Origin of the sequence: Sodalis sp. dw_96, from assembly GCF_018449575.1 — a bacterium.
Taxonomy (GTDB): domain Bacteria; phylum Pseudomonadota; class Gammaproteobacteria; order Enterobacterales; family Enterobacteriaceae; genus Acerihabitans.
Window position 1 is genome coordinate 476869 of sequence record NZ_JAAVUT010000002.1, and the last position, 20783, is coordinate 497651.

The 20783-nt window shown below is 49.7% G+C and carries 18 protein-coding genes; 13 read left to right on the forward strand and 5 right to left on the reverse strand.

Going from position 1 to position 20783, the window contains the following annotated elements:
• Positions 1-180 precede the first annotated feature (180 nt).
• Entirely contained in the window at positions 181-2259 is a 2079-nt protein-coding gene (gene ppk1 / locus HB631_RS05265; protein ID WP_213990163.1) for a polyphosphate kinase 1, read from the forward strand.
• Positions 2260-2586: 327 nt separating this feature from the next.
• On the opposite strand, the gene HB631_RS05270 is transcribed toward ppk1, so the two are convergent.
• Positions 2587-4020 (reverse strand): 6-phospho-beta-glucosidase, encoded by a 1434-nt coding sequence (locus tag HB631_RS05270; protein WP_213990076.1) that lies wholly within the window; start codon positions 4018-4020, stop codon positions 2587-2589.
• 44 nt (positions 4021-4064) lie between these two features.
• Complete coding sequence (ascF, locus tag HB631_RS05275; protein ID WP_213990077.1) at positions 4065-5531, reverse strand: PTS cellobiose/arbutin/salicin transporter subunit IIBC; 1467 nt, start codon at positions 5529-5531, stop codon at positions 4065-4067.
• Positions 5532-5990: 459 nt separating this feature from the next.
• On the opposite strand from ascF, the gene HB631_RS05280 reads away from it, so the two are divergent.
• Positions 5991-7025, forward strand: coding sequence for a LacI family DNA-binding transcriptional regulator (locus tag HB631_RS05280; protein WP_213990078.1), 1035 nt, complete (start codon positions 5991-5993; stop codon positions 7023-7025).
• On the opposite strand, the gene HB631_RS05285 is transcribed toward HB631_RS05280, so the two are convergent.
• Positions 6985-7887, reverse strand: coding sequence for a LysR family transcriptional regulator (locus HB631_RS05285; protein WP_213990079.1), 903 nt, complete (start codon positions 7885-7887; stop codon positions 6985-6987). The two genes, HB631_RS05280 and HB631_RS05285, sit on opposite strands and share 41 nt — an antisense overlap.
• Before the next feature lie 122 nt (positions 7888-8009).
• Here HB631_RS05285 and HB631_RS05290 point away from each other — a divergent pair, with 122 nt between their 5' ends.
• Positions 8010-8354, forward strand: a complete 345-nt coding sequence (locus HB631_RS05290; protein WP_213990080.1) for a YciI family protein — start codon at positions 8010-8012, stop codon at positions 8352-8354.
• 99 nt (positions 8355-8453) lie between these two features.
• Positions 8454-9059, forward strand: a complete 606-nt coding sequence (locus HB631_RS05295; RefSeq protein WP_213990081.1) for an NIPSNAP family protein — start codon at positions 8454-8456, stop codon at positions 9057-9059.
• 53 nt (positions 9060-9112) lie between these two features.
• Here the strand turns inward: HB631_RS05295 and HB631_RS05300 are convergent, their stop codons facing one another.
• On the reverse strand, positions 9113-10135 hold the full coding sequence (locus HB631_RS05300; RefSeq protein WP_255556817.1) for a hypothetical protein: 1023 nt from the start codon (positions 10133-10135) through the stop codon (positions 9113-9115).
• A 488-nt stretch (positions 10136-10623) separates the two neighbouring features.
• Here HB631_RS05300 and HB631_RS05305 point away from each other — a divergent pair, with 488 nt between their 5' ends.
• Both HB631_RS05305 and HB631_RS05310 read left to right on the forward strand, forming a co-directional pair.
• Positions 10624-10776 carry a hypothetical protein gene (locus tag HB631_RS05305; RefSeq protein ID WP_213990082.1) on the forward strand — a complete coding sequence of 51 codons (153 nt, stop codon included), beginning with the start codon at positions 10624-10626 and terminating at the stop codon, positions 10774-10776.
• 636 nt (positions 10777-11412) lie between these two features.
• Positions 11413-11538, forward strand: coding sequence for a YmiA family putative membrane protein (locus HB631_RS05310; protein ID WP_213990083.1), 126 nt, complete (start codon positions 11413-11415; stop codon positions 11536-11538).
• A gap of 82 nt (positions 11539-11620) precedes the next feature.
• On the opposite strand, the gene def is transcribed toward HB631_RS05310, so the two are convergent.
• Positions 11621-12127, reverse strand: a complete 507-nt coding sequence (gene def, locus HB631_RS05315; protein WP_213990084.1) for a peptide deformylase — start codon at positions 12125-12127, stop codon at positions 11621-11623.
• A gap of 126 nt (positions 12128-12253) precedes the next feature.
• Here def and HB631_RS05320 point away from each other — a divergent pair, with 126 nt between their 5' ends.
• From HB631_RS05320 to HB631_RS05350, 7 genes are all read left to right on the forward strand, one after another.
• On the forward strand, positions 12254-12544 hold the full coding sequence (locus tag HB631_RS05320; RefSeq protein WP_213990085.1) for a CsbD family protein: 291 nt from the start codon (positions 12254-12256) through the stop codon (positions 12542-12544).
• A 325-nt stretch (positions 12545-12869) separates the two neighbouring features.
• Positions 12870-14480: a SulP family inorganic anion transporter gene (locus HB631_RS05325; RefSeq protein ID WP_213990086.1), complete on the forward strand. Its 1611-nt coding sequence runs from the start codon at positions 12870-12872 to the stop codon at positions 14478-14480.
• A gap of 761 nt (positions 14481-15241) precedes the next feature.
• The gene (locus HB631_RS05330) at positions 15242-15379 is read left to right on the forward strand and encodes a hypothetical protein (protein WP_213990087.1); all 138 of its coding nucleotides are present in this window, start codon (positions 15242-15244) and stop codon (positions 15377-15379) included.
• Between the two features lie 78 nt (positions 15380-15457).
• Positions 15458-16645: a cyclophane-forming radical SAM/SPASM peptide maturase XyeB gene (gene xyeB, locus HB631_RS05335; RefSeq protein WP_213990088.1), complete on the forward strand. Its 1188-nt coding sequence runs from the start codon at positions 15458-15460 to the stop codon at positions 16643-16645.
• A gap of 4 nt (positions 16646-16649) precedes the next feature.
• Positions 16650-17450 (forward strand): aspartyl protease family protein, encoded by an 801-nt coding sequence (locus HB631_RS05340; protein ID WP_213990089.1) that lies wholly within the window; start codon positions 16650-16652, stop codon positions 17448-17450.
• An 18-nt stretch (positions 17451-17468) separates the two neighbouring features.
• Positions 17469-18662 (forward strand): HlyD family efflux transporter periplasmic adaptor subunit, encoded by a 1194-nt coding sequence (locus HB631_RS05345; protein WP_213990090.1) that lies wholly within the window; start codon positions 17469-17471, stop codon positions 18660-18662.
• Positions 18650-20749, forward strand: a complete 2100-nt coding sequence (locus tag HB631_RS05350) for a peptidase domain-containing ABC transporter (RefSeq protein ID WP_213990091.1) — start codon at positions 18650-18652, stop codon at positions 20747-20749. Before HB631_RS05345 ends, HB631_RS05350 begins: the two co-directional genes overlap by 13 nt.
• Positions 20750-20783 lie beyond the last annotated feature (34 nt).

Sequence of the window (20783 nt, forward strand, 5' to 3'; positions counted from 1 at the left end):
CGTCCTTGCCCAAAACGTCTTTCTGACGCCTCAAGGGAAAAAATTCTCTTTATCTGAGCTCAGGCACGAATATTTGTCATCAACAGCTCCCATACTAAGCCATGATTATTGTCTGTTATACCCAATAGATTTCACGCTGAAGGGTATATACAAGGAGTTACCGTGCCCCATAACATTCATATGGACAAGGAGTTAAGCTGGCTCGCCTTTAATGAACGGGTGCTACAGGAAGCCGAGGATGCCAGCAATCCGCTGGTGGAGCGCATACGTTTTTTAGGCATTTATTCCAGCAATCGCGATGAGTTTTATAAGGTTCGCTTTGCCGATTTGCGGCGGCGGCGGCTCATCAGCGAGGCCCTTGAGGTGGATACCGATATATGGCTTTTAAACGAAGTGCAACAACGTATCCGGCAAAGTAATGAAAAGTTCGACGCGTTATATAATGACCTGCTTCGCGAGCTGGCGCGCAACCAGATATACCTGCTGAATGAAAGCCAGATTTCCGAAGCGCAAAGCCACTGGTTGAAAGGCTATTTTCGCCAATCGCTGCGAACGCTGCTTTTCCCGATATTGATAGAACCCGACACCAGTCTGGTGACCTTTCTGCGGGATGAATATACCTACCTGGTGGTGGAGATGATCCAGGGTTCGTCGGTGCGCTATGCCATGCTGGAAATTCCCTCCGACAAGACATCGCGCTTTATTTCCCTGCCTGCCGATCCCGGCTCGCGGCGCCGCAAGCCGCTTATTCTGCTGGATAACGTAATGCGCCTGTGCCTGGACGATATTTTCGGCGTTTTCTTCGATTACGATACTGTTCAAGCCTATTCGATGAAAATGACCCGGGATGCGGAATTCGATCTGTCCATGGAGACCGACACCAGCCTGCCCGAAATGATGTCTTCCGGACTCAGGCAGCGTCTCAAGGCGGAACCGGTGCGCCTGACCTATCAGCGCGATATGCCGCCGAATATGCTCAAGATGCTGTATGACAAACTGGGCATTGAAGATCACGACTCGGTGATCGCGGGTGGGCGGTATCACAATTTCCGCGACTTCATCCGCTTTCCCGATATGGGGAAACGGCGGCTGGTGAATGAACCCTTGCCCGCGTTGCAGCACCCGCATTTCGCCGGCTACCGCAATATGTTCGACGCCATCAGCGTGCGGGATATTCTACTGTATTACCCTTACCATACCTTTGAACACACCCTTGAGATCCTGCGACATGCCTCGTTCGATCCGTTTGTGGTGACCATCCGAATTAATATCTATCGGGTCGCGCGGCATTCCCGGGTCATGGACGCCATGATCCACGCCGCCAGCAACGGCAAAAAGGTGACGGTGGTAGTGGAACTCCAGGCCCGCTTTGATGAAGCGGCCAATCTGGAATGGTCGCGGCGGCTGAAAAGCGCCGGCGTGCAGGTCATTTTTTCGGTACCGGGGCTGAAAATCCATTCCAAGCTGTTTTTAATCAGCCGACTCGAGGCCGGCAAGCTGGTGCGCTACGCCCATCTGGGCACCGGGAATTTTAATGAAAACACCGCCCGGCTGTATACGGATTATGCGCTGCTAACCAAAGATGAACGCATCACCAACGAGGTGCGACAGGTGTTCAGTTTTATCGAGAACCCCTACCGGCGGGTGAAATTCAACTGGCTTATCGTTTCCCCGTTAAATGCCCGCATTCGGTTGTACCGATTAATCGATGCCGAAATAGCCGCCGCCGCCGCCGGCCTGCCGTCGGGGATCCGGCTCAAAGTCAATAACCTGGTGGACACCGGACTGATAGAGCGGCTGTATGCCGCCTCCGCCGCCGGCGTGCCCATCAGCCTGCTGGTGCGCGGCATGTGCACTCTGGTGCCGGGCTTGCCGGGGGTCAGCGACTCTATCCGGGTGATCAGCATCCTCGACCGATTCCTTGAACATGACCGGGTCTATCAGTTCCAGAATAAAGGCGTTCCCAGGCTGTTCCTCTCCTCCGCCGACTGGATGACCCGCAATATCGATAACCGTATCGAGGTGGGCGTGGAGCTGCTCAGTGAAGAATTGCGCAACCAAGTGAGCGATATTCTCGACCTGCTGTTCAGCGACACGGTAAAGGCGCGCATCCTGGATAAGGACATGAGTAACGGCTATGTCCCCCGTGGCGGGCGGCGCAAGGTGCGCGGGCAATATGCGGTTTATCATTACCTGCAAAACCGCGAGGAGAGTGATGACGTGGAGGCCGATGTCTCGAGTAAATCCGCCGTTGAATGAAGATTATATCGGACATCCGCGCGGCTTGTTGCCGCTGGTCACGTTACAATTCTTTAATAAAAAAGCGGGTCGCATTGATTAATCCGCTTTATGGATAATACTTGAACTACCTTTAAAAGGAGTTAACTATGCGACGTTTTCTAATGTGTATCGGTATTATTGCAATCACCGTGTCCTTGAATGGTTGTCCTTGGTGGCATGGCCATCACGGTGGTCACGGTGGCCGTGGCGATGCCATGGTGTCCGTCATTAAATAATGATTATCGTGCGCCCTTAGGGGCGCGCTGAAAGGGTGACAGCCTGGCAGCAAACTGCCGCGGGCCGGCATCACGTGAGATCGCCGCCATTGGAGGCGATGACTTTTTTATACCAGTAAAACGATTTTTTCCGGGTGCGGGCCAGGGTGCCGTGGCCGCTATCGTCCCGGTCCACATACACAAAGCCATAACGCTTGCTCATCTCCCCGGTGGAGGCGGACACCAGGTCAATACAGCCCCAGGTGACATAACCCATCACCGGAACGCCGTCTTCGATGGCATCGGCCAGGGCGCTGATATGCTCGCGCAGGTAGCCGATGCGGTAGTCATCGATGATTTCCCCCTGATCGTTGAACGCATCCCGCGCGCCCAGGCCGTTCTCCACCAGAAACAGCGGTTTCTGGTAACGATCGTACATCATGTTCATGGTGATTCGCAGCCCCAGGGGATCAATGCCCCAGCCCCATTCACTGGCGGCGAGATAAGGGTTTTTCAGCGATTTCACCACGTTGGCGGCGCTGCTGTTGCGGTCGTTCATGTCCGCGGCCGCACAGCGGGAGGCGTAATAGCTGAAAGAGACAAAATCCACGCTGTATTGGCGTAAAATCGCCGCATCCCCTTCTTCGCTCACAATGCTGACGCCTTTTTCCCGGAACAGGCGGGCGGCATAGGCCGGATAGGCGCCGCGGGCCTGCACATCGATAAAAAACAGGTTTTCCCGATCTTTTTCCAGCGCCGCCCAGACATCTTCCGGTTTACAGGAATAAGGATAGAAATTGCCCCCCGCCAGCATGCACCCCACCTGATTGGCGGGGTTGACTTCATGGGCGATTTTGGTCGCCAGGGCGCTGCCCACCAGCTCATGATGGGCCGCCTGGTATTTCATCTGCTCCGGATTTTCCCCCGCTTCGCACACCAATCCGGCCCCGGAAAAAGGGCTGTGCAGCAGAATGTTGATTTCGTTAAAGGTCAACCAGTACTTCACCAGCCCGTTGAAAGCCTCAAAACAGGTGCGGGCATAACGGGTGAAAAACTCCACCATCCGCCGGTTGCGCCAGGATCCATACTCAATGACCAGGTGCATCGGCACATCAAAATGACTCAAGGTGACCAGCGGCTCGATCCCGTACTTACGGCATTCAAGGAACAGGTCGCGATAAAAGTCGATGCCGGCCTGATTGGGGGCCAGTTCATCCCCCTTCGGATAGATACGGCTCCAGGAGATGGAGGTGCGAAAGACGGTGAACCCCATCTCCGCCATCAGGGCGATGTCTTCTTTATAACGATGATAAAAATCGATGGCGTCATGGCTGGGATAAAACTCATCCTCGCGCAATGTGTAACGCTTTTCCAGCCCCAGCTTTACCGGCATGCGGTGAGGACCGTGGGGAATGACATCCACCGTCCCCAGGCCTTTTCCTCCTTCGCGATACGCGCCTTCGCACTGGTTCGCCGCAAGGGCGCCCCCCCATAAAAACCCCTCAGGAAACCTGCTGTCCGACATGCAATACCTCTTTTTGGTCAATTTCGCGTTTTGCCTGTTCCGGCTCAGGAGGCGTGGCCTTTCAGCGCATTCACTTCCGATTCAGTCCTCGGTGGGTTGGCGGGCGCCTGCGCAGGCTCGCTCTGGGGGATATCCTCAAAGCCGAGGAGCAGCGTGGTAATAAAAGACACCACCACCGCCAGTATCATCACGCCCACCACCCAGACCACGCTCATGGGATGGGCCGGGTCAAAAAACTGCACGCTGGTAAACAGGCCGGGAGCCGCCATGGAATGGCTTGCCAACCCGCCGACGCCGGCCACCGCACCGCAAATAAAACCGCTGATGAGACAGGCAACCAGCGGGCGCTTCAGACGCACCGCCACCCCGTACAGCGCCGGTTCGGAGATGCCGGCGATAATCGCCGACGCGGCCGCCGCCAGCGCGGTCTGACGCAGCTCTCGATTCTTGGTGCGAAAAGCCACCGCCAGGGATGAGCCGCCCAGGGACAGGTTGGAGCCGATTTCCGACGGCATGACCATCCCCTCCCGGCCGGTTTCCGCGATAGTCTGGATAATGGTCGGGGTGAAAACGCGGTGCATGCCGGTCATCACCAGCAGCGGCCACAGCGCCCCCATAATGGCCACCGACAGCCAGCCCAGATAGCTATGCACGGTATAGACCACCGCGGAAATGCCGCTGCCAATCCAGATACCCAGCGGGCCGATGATAATAATGGCGATGGGGGTGGCCACCAGCACGATAAGCATTGGTTTCAGGAAATTTTTGGTCACCGCCGGCGTAATGCGGTCAATGCCTTTTTCGATATAAGACAGTATCCAGGTCATGCACAGCGCCGGGATCACCGTATAGGTGTATTTCACCGCGGTTACCGGGATATACGCGAACTCCACCGGCTGCCCCTGCGCCGCTTTGGCCATCAGATCGATAAACGCCGGATGAACCAGTACGCCGGCAATGGCTATCGCCAGCGACAGGTTGGTTTTGAATTTCACCGCGGCGGAGGCGGCCACCATAATCGGCAGAAAGAAAAAAGCGCCGTCCCCCATGACATTCAGAATGGCCAGCGTATACGAACCTTTGCCGAATACCCCGGCCATATCCAGGATCATCGCCAGCAGTTTGACCATCGAGCCGCCGATAATGGCGGGAATCAGCGGCGACATGGTGCCGATCAAGGCATCAAGTATGCCGGCGCCGATACGTTTCAGGGTGATTTTGCTTTTTTTCTCCGGCCCAGCCGCCGGCCCGCTCCCGCCCGGCTGACCGAGCTTGAGCACCTCGGCGTAGGCCAGCGCGACGTTGTTGCCGATAATCACCTGGCACTGCCGCTGGTTATGCACCACGCCCATCACCCCGTCAATGGTCTTGAGCGCCGCGGCATCCACCTGGTTTTGATCCTTCACCACAAAACGCAGGCGCGTCATACAGTGGGTTAACGCCTCGATATTATTGAAACCGCCAAGGGCAGCGATAATGGATTTTGCGGTTGCTGCGTAGTTCTTCGCCATTGAATTGTTATCTCGCAGTGGCAGGAGATTTCTCGATGAAAGATTCAATATGAAATGTTTCAGATAAGAAACCGGTTTCACAAAATAATGATTAATTAGTTATAGATTGGCAATAGAAAAAATTCACTAAATATTAAATTTGTGAACATAATCACTAAATTAACGACCTGCACCTTGGATTGTATTTTTACTTTAAAAAACAGTACGCTAAAAGCAATGTACCCTGAATGCAGCAAACGGGTCGATATGACGAGCGTACTGAAACACTGACATAAATCACGTAAACTGAGCCGCATGTCTTCGGCTGCAAGCGATACCTGTGACGACAATAATTGAAGTGGCATAAGAGACGATATGACGACAATACTTGAAGTGGCGAAAGAGACGATATGACGACAATGCCTGAAGTGGCGAAAGAGACGATATGACGACAATGCCCGAAATGGCGAAAGAGACGATATGACGACAATGCTTGAAGTGGCGCACAAGGCGGGTGTTTCCAAAGCGACGGTTTCGCGGGTATTGTCAGGCAACGGTTATGTCAGTCCGGCCACCAAAGAGCGCGTATTCAACGCCATCAAAGAGAGCGGCTATCGCCCCAATCTGCTGGCGCGCAACCTCGCCACCCGCAAATCGCAGAGCATCGGCCTGGTGGTGACCAACACCCTTTACCATGGCACCTATTTCAGCGAACTGCTGTTCCAGGTGGCGCGCATGACGGAAGATCACGGTCGCCAGCTTATTTTGGCGGATGGCAAGCACAGCGCCGAAGAGGAACGGGCGGCGATCCAGTTCTTATTGGATCTGCGCTGCGACGCCATTATTATTTATCCGCGTTTTATCAGTATTGATGCCTTGGATGAGATTATTCACCAGCACAAACAGCCCATCATGGTGATTAACCGCAAGCTGCTTAAAAATGACAGCTACTGTATTTATACCGACCATAAAGAATCCAGTTTCCGCGCGGTGAATTATCTTATTGAGCAAGGCCATCACGATATCGCGTTTATTACCGGCTCGCTGGATTCCCCCACCGGGCTGCAGCGCCTGTCCGGTTATAAAGAGGCCCTCGAACGGCATCGTATCCCGTTAAACAACGATCGCATTTACCAGGGGAAATGGACCCCCGCCAGCGGCGCCGCGGCGGTGCGCAGCCTGCTCGACAAACAGGTGTCCTTCAGCGCAATGGTGGCCAGCAATGATGATATGGCCATCGGTGCGCTAAAAGCGCTGAGCGATGCCGGTATCGACGTACCCCATCAGGTCTCCCTGCTGGGCTTTGACGATATCCCCATGGCGCCTTATTGCCGGCCGGCGTTATCCAGCGTACGCATCCCGGTATCCGAAATGATCACCGCCATCGTTGATAAACTCGTCGACATCCTGGACGGCGGGGAAATCAACAAGCGTCAGACCTTCATCGCGGAATTGATGATTCGGGATTCTGTGGCTAAAGGGCCCGGTGGAACCATTTGCCAAGATCATCAATAAAGCAGCGCACTTTCGTGTCAGTGAAACGTTCTTCCCCATAAAGCACATGCATGGGCCTTTCGATGAAATGATAGCCTGGCATAACGGGTAGCAACTCCCCGCGGCTTATGTTTTCCCGCACCGCTTTCTCATAACCGATAAGGATGCCGGCGCCATGTAAAGCGGCTTCCAGCATCGCCCCCCAGTCATTCACCGCAAAGCGCCCATTGACGTCCACATCCGTCATTTCCTGCTCCCTGATGAAAGTCCAATGACGGGTCAATCCCGCGTGCCAGGGTGAAAACTCCAGGCACTCATGCCTGGCAAGATCAACCGGACTCTCCGGGGTGCCATTTTTCTCCAGATAAGACGGCGCGGCGCAGACCACCAGACGGTATGGCGGCAGCGGTCTGGCAACCAGGCGCAAATCATTGCTGAGCGCCCCGATTCTGATGACGGCATCAAATCCCTGCTCCAGCGGATCGGTCAGCACATCGGAAAGCGTCAACTCAATGCGGATTTCCCGGTAGCGCTGCAAGAAATCAGTCACAAAAGGGATCAGCGCATAGCGTCCAAAGGCCACCGGCGCATTTACCCGCAGTGTTCCCGACGGCTGCAATGCGTTATCCATGGCGATACGTTCGGCATCCTCTATCGCGCCGAGAATGTGCAGGCAGCGCTTGTAGTAGTCGATGCCCGTGGTGGTCAGGCTTTGTTTCCGGGTGGTACGGTTCAGCAAACGAACCCCCAGTCCTGTTTCAAGGGTCGCCACATGACGCGCTATCATCTGTGGCGATATTGCCAGTTTTGCCGCCGCGGCGGCAAAAGAGCCCTCTTTCACCGCCGTGACAAAAACCTTCATGCCCGTGATTTTATCCAGCATTAACAACTCCTGGTTGTTACTCAATCTACTGGTGGACCATTTTAAATACCTGCAAGAGTTATTACAGTGAAATTTGAAGTATGTTTTAAAACTTAAGATAAGCCAATGGCAAAGAGGAAACGATGAATACCTACGTGGTAAGAATGGACCATCCTGATGGCCCGGAGTGGAATACCTTTGTGATGGAACATGTCTTGTATTTGAAAAAACTGATCGATGAGGGGAAACTCATTGCCTCGGGTCCGCTGAAAGGGACACCCCTGCGCGCCGGTTTTCTTATCTTTCGGACAGACCAGTTAGAGGAGGTAAAAGCCTTGGTGGCCGGCGATCCCTTCGCCCGGGAAAATCTTATTGCGCGGCTTGATATTCAGGAATGGGATCCCCTCTTTGGCCTGCTGTCGGATATATCCAGTAAAATTCCACCTGAAGAATTGCGTGCGCTTTTTGAAGAGGATGGCGGTAAATAACCACGCCCGGTGTAATAAATAAAGTGCAATACATGCAGTGCAAGAGCTCACTTTGAATGCAAGATAGTTTACCAGAACCCTATAATACGGGAGGCGCATATGATGTATGAACTCTGCCGAATCAGCGCGACGGCACTGAATCTGAAACAAACGGCGGACCGATGCGTTCAGTCTGCCCGTGACAATAGCGGGGAAAGTCAGTTACTGGGAGCATGGCGGACAGAAATCGGCGATCTTTTTCAGGTCATCCTGTTGCGGGCCTATCCTGACCTGAATCGGCATGTTGAAGCCCGGGAACGGGCATTGACCGGACCAGGTGAATTTGCCGGGGACAATCAAGGCATCACGGTAGCCAGGGAAAGCTTTAAAAAATTTCCGTTCTTGCCGGAGGTCAAACCGTTCACTGCGGGAAATTATTTCGAGCTGCGCACCTATTACCTTAAACCCGGCGGACTTCAGCCCACCATTGACGCCTGGGAAAAAGCGCTGCGGCCCGCTGAGGAATATACCTCGCACCTTATTATCAACATGTATGCCCTGGACGGTTTACCACGCATCGTACATCTTTGGGCATTTGAATCACTGGAAGAGCGCGCCAGGCTGCGTGAGAAGTATTACTCCCTGAAACTGTGGCCGCCCCGCGGAGGGCCGGAACAGATCGATCACGCCACAAACAGCATCCTGTTGCCCATTATTCAAAGCTAAAATCATTAGGGGGAGATATTGTTATCTCCCCCCTTTGTCGTGGCGATGAAAACTTACAGCGGACGCTGCTGAGCAACTACCGGACTGGGCTGGGTACGACGTCCCACCATGCCCATTGCGCCGGCCAGAACGGCCTCGACAATCAGCATAAAGAAGGTGAACCAGCTGGCTTTCGCGGTAGCGGCCGCCGCCTTGTCACTCGCTTCACGGGCCTTTTGCTCAGCCTGTTGTTTCAACTGTTCATATTGCGCACGGGCCTGCTGATAGCTTTTTTCAGTTTGGTCGACAATCTGCTCGGCTTCCTGATCGCTCTTACCGGTTCGCGCCTTGATGATATTTTTCAACGCATCGCGGTCGGCGGCCTGGAAGGTATCTTGATTACGCTGAATCAGGCCTTGAATAAAATTAGCCACATCGGTATCAGCGGTCTGGGGATGTTTGGCAGTATCGGATGCCTGATTTTGAGCATTATCGGCTTCTCCCTGTGCCTTATTTTGCAGATTCTCCGGCTGTAGTTCCGGTTTACCGGTCTGGCGCAATGTGGTTTCGATTTGGTTCTGTAAACTGTCGAGGTTAATATTATTTTCCCCGAGTTTATCTTTAACCATTTGAGTGACCGGCGGCGCGGCGGCGGATATTCCTTTGCCGAGAATCTGTAATCCGGATCCCACCACACTCATTGCGCCGCTCATGGCGCTATTGACCACCACAATAAGGAACCAGGCGCAAATCAAGGTATTCACGCCGAACATCAACAGACCGTGCAACGCCCCTTCGCGTTGCGCCAAACGCCCGCTGGCGTAAGCACCCGCCGCGATGGAAATAAGCATACTGGCGCCGGTCCAGATGGCTGCGCCGGTTCCTAAACCCGCGAGGGGATTTTGTTCTTTCAACGGATCGATGGTGCTGGCGCCGATGGCGGTACCTAATATGGACAACAGTAAATAAACTACCATTGAAATAATGACACCTGCGAAAATGGCGCTCCACGAAATACGCTTCAGCGGAATGCCATTTAACGGCTCAACCAATGATTCGTGGTAATTTCCGGGTGTAGTGGTTGAATTTTCGATCATATTGAAATCTCCATATAATCCCAGACTTGATATCGTCGAATCGCAGTTCAGTTAAAGCAAAACCCTGCGCCTTATCGCTAACGGCGGCATTTAATTACAGCCTGACATTAGCTTAACTAATATTAGCCGTAGAATTGAAAATCACCAGAAAATCTTTACTTACTGTAATCTGGGTGAAAAGTTGCGTTAAAAGTTCATATTAATCATCGCTATTTCCCCAGAAATTCAATCCAACCTTAGCCCCCGCCAAAACTGGAAAAAAGAGATGTTCAGTCCATTCATATTAGCCACTCTAAAGACACAGCCAGTGTGATCAAACAAAAAGACGTTAATGGCACTGACAGCAATGTGTTGAAAAAAATTCTGAATGAATCTTTGCAGATCTATATTCATACTCACCAAGAGCGGCTCCACAATTTTCGGGAATCTAGCGGCCGAAGAGTTGTCGAATTAACCGTGGCGCTTCTGGTGTATTTATTGGAGGTTATATGCGACGTTTTATCAAGATTTTCAGCATTATCTCGCTAAGCGTGGCCTTGAGCGGCTGCGGTTGGAACAACGCGTTTTGGAGCGATGAACTCGGCCCCGACCCGGGACAAGTGAACCAGCCGACTAACGGTAATCACGGCGGTCCAGGCTGATGCCGGGGAGCACTTATCTTCTGCCCCATGGTTTGAGGAGACCAAGCGCAAACAACACATCTGCTCGCGTCCTGTTGAATTTGAACGGCGAGTCACAATTTTTCAGGTCAAAAGCGCTCACCCTCCTTACCAGATAAGCGGGGGAGACGATGAACGAGATTAAGTATTTAATCAAGACATGGACAATTGAAGATCTTGAAATCGCAGCCGCCATTGCTTTTGTCGTCATTATCTTTGTTTTGACTTTTTCGGCTTAGTGCGGGCATTTTTTCGCCTTTTGTTAAATTTATTAACAATTATATGTTTAGTAATTCTTAGCTCAACTAGCCTTAAACATACCGTCAGGAGAAAACCTCTTGATACGGAGTCCCTTTGTAGCATTTTGTTATGATAACAAACCGCTCTGGCGGTTTTTTTTATGCGAACACTGAAACTTGTTACATTGCGAAATTATTACTATACTAATTATATAATGCTCAAGGTTGGCTCTGAGAGCGTTATTCCTCCAAACTCCGTCTGGGCTCCTACCTTGGACGGTTTTTTCTGCCTCAAATCGGCATAATTGCCTTCACATTAAAGGTTTTTCAGCCAGTTACCGATAAATCAGTATGGCTTTCTGACTCATCAGGTGACTTAATGGATAACAAAACCGACCATGAACTCAAGCGCAAGGCGTGGCTTGCGGTTTTCCTGATATCCGCCACATTCTGGATTGCCGTCGGACTTATCCTTTTTCACTTCCTGGTTAAGCATAACGCGTAAAGGTTATTGACGTTTGGTGAGGGATTCCCACCGTACACGTCACGCTACCCCCTTCCGGAAGATGACACTCCCTCGTGGTAGATCAGGACTCGGGACGAACGAAGGTTTCTATCCGGTCAGTTCGATCGGTGTACAATATGCCGTTTAAATGGTCAACTTCATGCTGAATGATACGGGCATGAAAGCCGCTGGCCCGGCCTTGCAATGGGCGGCCATTGATATCCTGCGCCGTATAGGCGATGTGCTGCCAGCGCTCAACATAGCCGCGATAACCGGGAATACTGAGACATCCCTCCCAGCCCTCGGATTTATCATTCCCTACCGGTGAGATCTCCGGATTAATCAGCACGGTCAAGGGAAGCGGGTCAATGGAATCACCGTCACGCTCTATGGCCTGCGCCACTTCCACAACGATCACGCGCCGCAGTACGCCCAATTGGGGTGCCGCCAATCCCACCCCTTTTTCCTGGCGCATCACCCGCGCCATATTATCCGCAAGCTCTTGCAAATCCGCCCCGAAGGCAGTGACCGCCAGGGCTTTGGCCCGCAGTAGAGGATCAGGCTCATAAATCAAAGAGTAATCAGCCATTTATTTTTTTCCTCTCTTACTAGGCCGTTTTTTTTATCCTTCCATGGCCCGGATATATTGTCAATTAGTACAATTGGCTAATCTTAACTATCCTTATTCTTGTGAATAATAAAAAGAGGAATAGTTATGTCTGACATTACAAAACCAAATGACGAAGCATTCGATGATTTTGCCAACTCTGCAAAAAACAAAGCAGAAGGACTTGCCGGCGCCGCGCAGAAAAAATTCGGCGAAGCGGTGGATTCCCCTGACCAACAGGCCAAAGGCGCGGCTAGGCAGGCTACCGCCAAGGTCTCCGAAGTCTTTAACGACGCGGTCACCGGCGCCCGAGACCAAGTCCGTGAATACCCGCTCGTCGGACTTGCCGCAATCGGTACTATCGGTCTTTTGCTGGGTTTCATACTTGGCCGCAAATAATATCCCGGGGCGATTGAATGCCCCTTTTCCCTTCTGCAATTCTTTTCCACATCCTGCCAAGCCGTTTTCGAGCGCCTCTTTATACCTTTATAGACGGTAAATGAAACGCCGGTATAGGATAGGGTTCTGCGGTCTGGAAACCATTATCGGATGGCTTCATATACCGCGATGTGATACACACTTTGATAGTTTCAGTCTGCCCCTGGATCAGGTTGTTGGGATTGGCCGGCAACACTAAATCTCCCTTTTTGGCAAAAAATTCCTGAAAAAATGAGGGTAGCATGGCATTTGCACCTGAACCGCGTATCCATCTGGCCGAGTCAAAATGAAGCAGGAAGTTTTAGCGGGGGTTTCCGTGGCCGGTCTCTTGCTGCCATCGGCCATCGCTTATGCGGCCATTGCCGGCCTTTCGCCGGACCATGCCATCATCGCCACCATTGTCGGTCTGGGCATTTATGCCCTGACGGGACGAAGCCGGTTCGCAATGGTCGCGCCCACCTCCTCATCCGCGGCGATTCTGGCCGCGCTCATCGTTTCAATGCAGCGCCAGATACCCCAAGGCGCCCTGGTGGCCGATGCGGCCATTCTTGCCGCCGGACTCTGCTTTCTTATCGCCGGCGCGCTGCGTGCCGGCGCGTTGGCAAGTTTTATTTCACGCCCGGTGCTGAGCGGCTTTTCATTTGGTATTGCATTGACCATCACCATCAAGCAAATCCCCGCCATCGCCGGCATCACCCTGCCCCCAAGCGGAGATAGCGGTATTGTGCCGTTAATTTGGCATATGATTGAGGCTTTGCCGCAATTCCAGATTGCGTCGGTGTCCATCGGCGCGTTGGCGCTGTTGAGTCTGGCGATACTGCGGCGATGGCGTGGCTTTCCGGCCTCGGCGCTAGTGCTTGCCGCCGGCGTGTTGTTGTCGGCATTGGTGGACCTGCCGGCGCACCACGTCGGTTTAGTGGGAAGCATCGCCATCGCGATTCCCCACCTTTCCTGGCCTGGACTTTCCCTGGACGATTGGTCTCGGGTCATCGAACTCTCGGTGCCGTTGTTTTTAATTCTTTTCGCCGAGTCCTGGGGGTCGATACGTGGCCTTGCGCTGCTGCACGGCGACAAGGTCAACGCCAACCGCGAGCTGGTGGCGCTGGGCTTCGCCAACGTTGCCGCCGGGCTGCTGCACGGCATGCCGGTGGGAGCGGGGTTTTCCGCCTCCTCGGCGGCGGAGTCCGCCGGAGCGCGCACCCGATATGCCGGCCTCGCCGCCATGGCGGTGTTAATTATTCTCAGCCTATGGGGACGTTCCCTGGTGGCGCTGGTGCCGGCACCCGTGCTGGCATCCGTGGTGATCGCCTCGTTGTTCCACGCGCTCAATCCAGGCCCCGTCGTGCGCTTATGGCATATCCGGCGCGACGAGGTCGTGGCCACGGTCGCCGCCCTGGCCGTGATTGGTTTTGGCGTTCTCAACGGCATGCTGATAGCGGTTGGCTTATCTTTATTGGCCCTGCTGCAACGATTTTCCGCCGCGCGTATCGCCCGACTTGGGAGAATCCCCGACACCCATGATTTTGTCGATTTGGCCAGAAACCTGAAAACCGAGACCGACCCGCGGATTTTGGTGGTGCGACCGATGGAGCCGCTGTTCTTCGCCAATGCGGAGCGGGTGCTGGCGGTGGTGGCACAGTGGGCCGAAGCGGACTCGGTCACCAGGGTGGTCATTCTTTCCCTTGAAGAGAGCCAGGATTTTGACAGCACCGCTCTTGACGCATTGCTTGAGTTCCAGGCGCGTTTAGCAAAGACCGGGCGAACGCTCTTATTGGCGCGGGTCAAGGACGATCTACGGGACCTGTTGCGCATCGCCGGTTCAGCGTGGCTGGCGGGTGACGATTGCTGTTTCTGGAGCGTGTCTGATGCGTTTAAAGCTGCGCTAAAGAGGCAGTAGCCGCCGACGGGTCTTCCAGGGCGGCCGGTTCTTTACTGCTCGATCCGGGGGGATTCAAGGGTAGTGAGAACCAGCCCCAACGCCGGCCCCTTTAGTGTGATTTCTCCCACTTGCGCGATGTGCCCTCTCCAATGCCACCTGTCTGAGGCGCTCGGCATTAGCCAATAATAAACATACCCCTGCCATTTTCATAGCTTTCATTGGCGCAAAAAATGGCACCAAAACATTCTAGGTATAAACATCATTAGGCTAGCGGAATGCGATAATAAATTTTTATAGGGATCGCTATTCAATGCAGAGAGTTTTTTAAATTCGTTGAAAAAACCTAATACATCGGTGTGTAACCAATTATTCATCGCATCAATTGTTGCACTGTTAGTCAATATATAACAGCAAATCGGTCACATCTAAAGAAGCACATCACCATCACAGGATTATAAGGACTTAATATCAACGAATGCGTATTGTATACTGGCATAAAGTGTAGTTTACTATAGGGAAATTTCGTGTAAAATTGCAAGCATTCCAGAAAGCTCTATGATTTTAGGTGATATTAGATATTTCTTAGCAAAGAATATTAACTAAAAATTAAATTATGTAGTGTAAATAAGCGGCCACCTCGACTTGGACACATAATGCTCCACAACGCTAACGATCTGTAGGTTATAATTAATTCATTGCCAATTAATTTGTTTTTTAATAAATGCACTATTCTATGTTCTAAATGGTTAAAAATACAGCCTTAAAGGAGGAGCTATACTATGGATAAATTGCGAGATGCAATAAAAAATAACACTAAAACACCACTGGCAAAAGACACCGGCGATTTACTGAAATCTATTCGCGGTGGAGCAGGTAACGACGGCTGGGTTAAATTCGGTTGGAAAAAGAAATTCTAGGAAAAATTAATAGCCAAAGCGATGCCTCGCATCGCTTTTAATTCATTGCCCTTATCACACTCCATTCTAGAGTATAATATGAAGGATAAGCAGCCAAAACATCTTGAAATAATTCTTAAAGTGAGTGAACGTTGCAACCTGAATTGTAGCTACTGTTATGTATTTAATATGGGCAGCGATTTGGCATTGAATAGCGCACCAGTAATATCACGTGCAACAATTAATTCCCTTAAAAATTTCCTCGAAAGATCAGTCAGAGAATACAGCATTGATGTTATTCAAATAGATTTACACGGCGGTGAACCTCTGATGCTTAAAAAAGAGCGAATGGCAGTTCTTTGCGCATTAATACGCGAGGGTGATTATAATGGAGCTTCCGTTCAAATAGGAATTCAGACTAATGCCACACTGATTGATGAGGAATGGATTGAAATTTTCTCTCGATATCATGTTTCCGTCAGCATCTCAATAGATGGCCCGAAACACGTTAACGATATTCATCGGCTCGATCATCAAGGCCGCAGCAGTTATGAAAAAACACTTCGCGGATATAAGTTACTTTCGACACGCTCTACCGACGGCAAAAAAGAGATAAACGCTCCGGTCTTGTCTGTTCTTACACCAAAGGCCAACGGTTCAGAACTTTTCAGCCACCTATATGATGTGATGGGATGCCGCAACTTTGATTTCCTGTTGCCTGATTGCAACTACGATAATCCGATTGATACTGCAGCCATCGGACGCAGTTTGATTGAAATATGCGATAAATGGTATGCACAAAACGATCCCGACTGTGTCGTACGTATTGTAAACGCCCATATGGCGCATCTGGCCGGGAATAAAAAAAACGTTGTACTGGGAGTTACTAATGTAAATAAAAATGCCCTGGCTTTAGCTTTTACCGTAACCTCGCAAGGCGAGATCTACGTTGATGACACGCTGCGCTCTACCCATTCAGATATTTTCACATCTATAGGTAATATCACGCATACCTCTCTTGAAGAGATTTTCGCTAGCAGGCAGCTTATTGCACTCAATATCATACAAGACACAATACCAAGAGAATGTTCAGAATGTGTTTGGCGTAACATATGCGCGGGTGGCAGGCCGATAAATCGTTATTCGTCTATCGATGGATTCACAGGGAAAACCATTTACTGCGATGCTATGAAGATGTTTTTAGGCCGCTGCGCGTCAATACTCAACGAGATGGGCGTCAGTATTGAAGAGCTGGTAATAAATTTAGGAATAGAAAATGATAAATAAATGCATGAAAATTACCCTGCTAATAATGTTGTTATTCATAGAGCATGATAGTTATGCTCTGACAAGCAAAATAAGGCTTACTGATACTTGTGAACCATTAACTTCGTTGAATATCAATGGCAAAAAAGTTGAGCGTTTACTTATTGATACCGGTGCCACGGGCGGCATTCACCTCAGAGAAAGTGTCATAAAGAGCCTGCCAGGCCATCCCGCTAACTATGTAAAAATAGAGAGATATTCAGACGCCTTTGGAATTGTCAGGCATGCGAAATTTTTCCTAGCACCACAGCTGCTAATAAATGGCGCTCGTATGGATAATGTTCCCCTAACCACTTTCAATTTGTGGGGCAATCAGCATGAGCGGCAGAATATTGAGCCAATCAATGGCGTTATCGGGCTTGATACTTTTGGCGATAATGTCCTCATCATTGACCTGCAAAAATTGACGCTCGAAGTCACCACCAGAGTCAAGCTTGACAAGCAAAGAGAATGGGATGAATTGCCAATTACACGCACTGAATATGGTATAGAGCTTTATGCCATCGGTGACGCTGGCAGGCGTTTGAGACTAGTTTTAGATACAGGTGCAAACCGAAGTGTATTATTTGCGAAGGAGTCTGGAAAAAATAGGAAAAGTATAACCGAAGTGGTAACCGGAAAAAACGTGGTAATTAAAGTTATGCGTAATGGATTTGATGCGCCCGAGCTAGCTAGAGGGGGTATAGATGGCGTAATTGGATGCGATTATTTTAAAGGTAAACGGTTAATAATAGACAAAAAAAATATTTATGTATCAACCCGTTAATCCACACTTGGGGTTAAATTGAATATTTTCCGCAAAGAGGCGATTGAAAGTCACAGCCTGGATTGGATAGGCAGGCATTCTCTAACGCTTGCTAAGCCACCCTTATCTCCATTAGTTGCTAGTTTGGCAACTATTGGGGTGATTGCCGGACTCATGATTTTCTGCTCATATGAGATCAATGTAGAGGCATCAGGCCAGGTGTCATTTCGTCCGAGTATTTACACCTTAACTTCTCCTCTGGAAGGCGTGGTGACTTTTGCAAAGAATGTCGGGGGGGAGCAGGTCAGCCGAGGTGAAACTCTTTACACAATAGCCAGAAAAATAATTCTCGGCGGCGTAGAAAAACATTTGAAAAGAGAATTTCTTATTCGTGAAAAAATAGCCAACTTAGAGGCAATCAAAATAGACATAACGATGTCAATAGCAAGGATTAAAAGCGATTATGGGCAAAAAAAAGTGTTAAAAAAAGAGATACTTTCTTATTATCAGCAACTTTTGACTACTCAAGGAAAGAAATTTGAGCTTGCAGAAAAACGCAACGCTTTGTTTTTAAAGCACAGTAAAAACGGTATTATTTCTAAAATTGAGCTGCAAGAAGCGGCGCGGCAACTTCTGGAGGGTAAGGAAGAAACTCAACGTATAAAGGTGTCAATATCGCAGATTAACTATGAAATAAAAATGCTTTACATATCCCTAAACCAAGAGCTGGAAGCCTTCAAAACAAAAGAAGCGGAATATACCCGATGGTTAGCAGATGCTCATCAAGAACTCTTGGAAGCCACCAGCTCGGCATCTGCTGATATAATCGCTCCTTCGCAGGGAATACTCGGTTACTCAACAGTAATCCCCGGTGATGCTGTCAAAGAAGGTGACGTAATAGCGCTCATTCTGCCGGAAGGTGCGCTGCCTACGATAACGCTTAACATTCCTTCAGCTGCAATGGGTGGAATTCACGCGGGGCAAACCGTAAAAATCCGTGTTTCTTCATTTCCATGGCGCAGATATGGGAAACTTAACGGTATCGTTAAAACTGTATCTCCCGCGGCAATACGTAAACCAGAAGGTATGTTTTTTGCTGTGACAGCTGAACCCGAACACAACCCCAATTTTCGATTACGCCAAGGTATGGAAGTTACCGCCAATATCACGACGGACAAAAAACGCGTTTATCAGTTGCTTTACAATTTCATTGCGGCAAAATGGAAAAGTTAAAAAATTTGAATCTACAACCTCGACTGCCCGACATAATACAAGATGAAGCTATAGAGTGCGGGCTCGCTTGTATAACGATGATTCTTAACTATCATCGCCACCTAATCACTCTTAATAGTTTACGTGAAAAATTTAATATTCCTGCCGCAGGGCTTAGCGTAAAAGAGATAATCGAAATCTCTGAAAAAATGGGCCTTACAGGTAGGCCATTTCGTGCTCAGTTACAGGAGCTATATAATGTCAAGGCTCCTTGCATTTTGCACTGGTCTTTTAACCACTTTGTCGTTCTCAAAACTATTAAACGCACTTATGCCATTATACATGATCCTGCCTGCGGTCGTCGCAAGATTAGCCTAGCTGAACTTTCAGATTGCTTTACAGGCATTGCTATCGAATTGCAGCCGGGGGCTCGCTTTGAAAAAAAACGGACCCATCAATGTTTCACGTTGCGAGACATGTTTTCTGGCATAGACGGGAAACTGCGGCTTTTGTTCAGAGTGTTGCTGATTTCCTGCGCCGTAGAAAGCTTAACCTTACTTATACCGATATTCATTCAATTTGTCATTGATACCGTGTTACAAAACAGTGAAATAGGATCACTAACGTTATTAATGGCTCTTTTTATTTCGCTTGTATTCATCCGTTCTATTCTATCCTGGTGTAGAGCATGGGCTATTGCGTCAACAAAATATGCGATCGGCTTGCATTGGTCTGAAGGGTTATTTACGAAGCTTGTTAGCCTACCAGTGAACTTTTTTGAAAAAAGAAACCTCGGCGAAATGGCGTCGCGAATGCACTCTCTTGATGAAATCAAAGAGACTTTCACCGCGCGGACCATAGGAGCCATTCTCGACTTGGTACTGATCATTCTTCTCTCAGTTATAATGTTTTCCTATAACACTCTACTTTTTGTCCTTGTGCTGTTGTTGGCTGCAATCTATATTTCATTTAAGGTACTTAGCTTTTCGCGATACCGCTCTACGCTTAATGAAATGATAATAAGTTCAGCCGCGCAATATAGCTTTTACATGGAAACAGTAAAAGCTATTTCTGTTATCAAAATCCTGAGAATTGCTGATATACGAAAATTGAGATGGCTTAATCTTTGTACCTATACGGCTTCAGCGAATATTCGTTTATTTCAGATAGACTTTTTTTCACAGGTTCTTTCTCTTACCATTACCGGGATAACTGCCGGCATAGTCATTTATGTTGGCGCTCATGTCGTCGATACCGGCGGCTTTACGACCGGGGGTATATTTGCTTTTATGCAATTTTCCGATCTATTCATGTCGCGTTTAATCAATTTTAGTGATGCACTTTATCAATTCCGCCTCGTGCCTGCCCACACAAGAAGACTGGGTGATATCGCGTTGGCTAAAAGCGAGAATTTTTCTGGTGAAGATAATTATTGCATGGTTGCACCTGTAGGTTTGGTAGAAGTGAAAGATCTTTGTTTTACTTACTCACCTTCCGAGCCGCCCATTTTCGAAAACGTGACCTTTAGCGTTTCACCGGGCGAAAGTCTTGCAATCGTTGGCCGTTCCGGCTGCGGTAAATCCACTTTACTTTCAGTGCTGGCATCGCTACGCGAAAGTCTTTCAGGTTCTATTTTGATTGATGGTGTTCCACTTCAACGCTTAGGTCTTGATGATTATCGTTCCATGATCTCTTTTGTTATGCAAGAAGATTTGCTTCTCTCCGGCACATTGCAGCAAAACATCACCTCTTTTTCTGATAGACCTGATATTGAACATATGAAAAAGTGCGCCAAGGCGGCATCCATTCATGAAGAAGTAGAGATTATGCCTCTTGGCTATCTAACATTAATTGGTGAGTTGGGTAGCTCATTATCAGGCGGCCAAAAACAGCGGATATCTTTGGCTCGCGCGCTCTATAGAAAACCGACTATTTTAATTCTTGATGAGGCAACCTCCGCACTAGATGTGGAAAACGAACGGAAGATTAATGAGGCGATAAAATCAATGAAAATAACCCGTATTTTCGCCGCACACAGGCCGGATGCAATCGCGGTTGCAGACAAAATTTATAGTCTACCTGATAATAAAGTGATTAATAAACGGTGATGCGGCTTTCATAAACTGAGCAACCCGGTTCAGT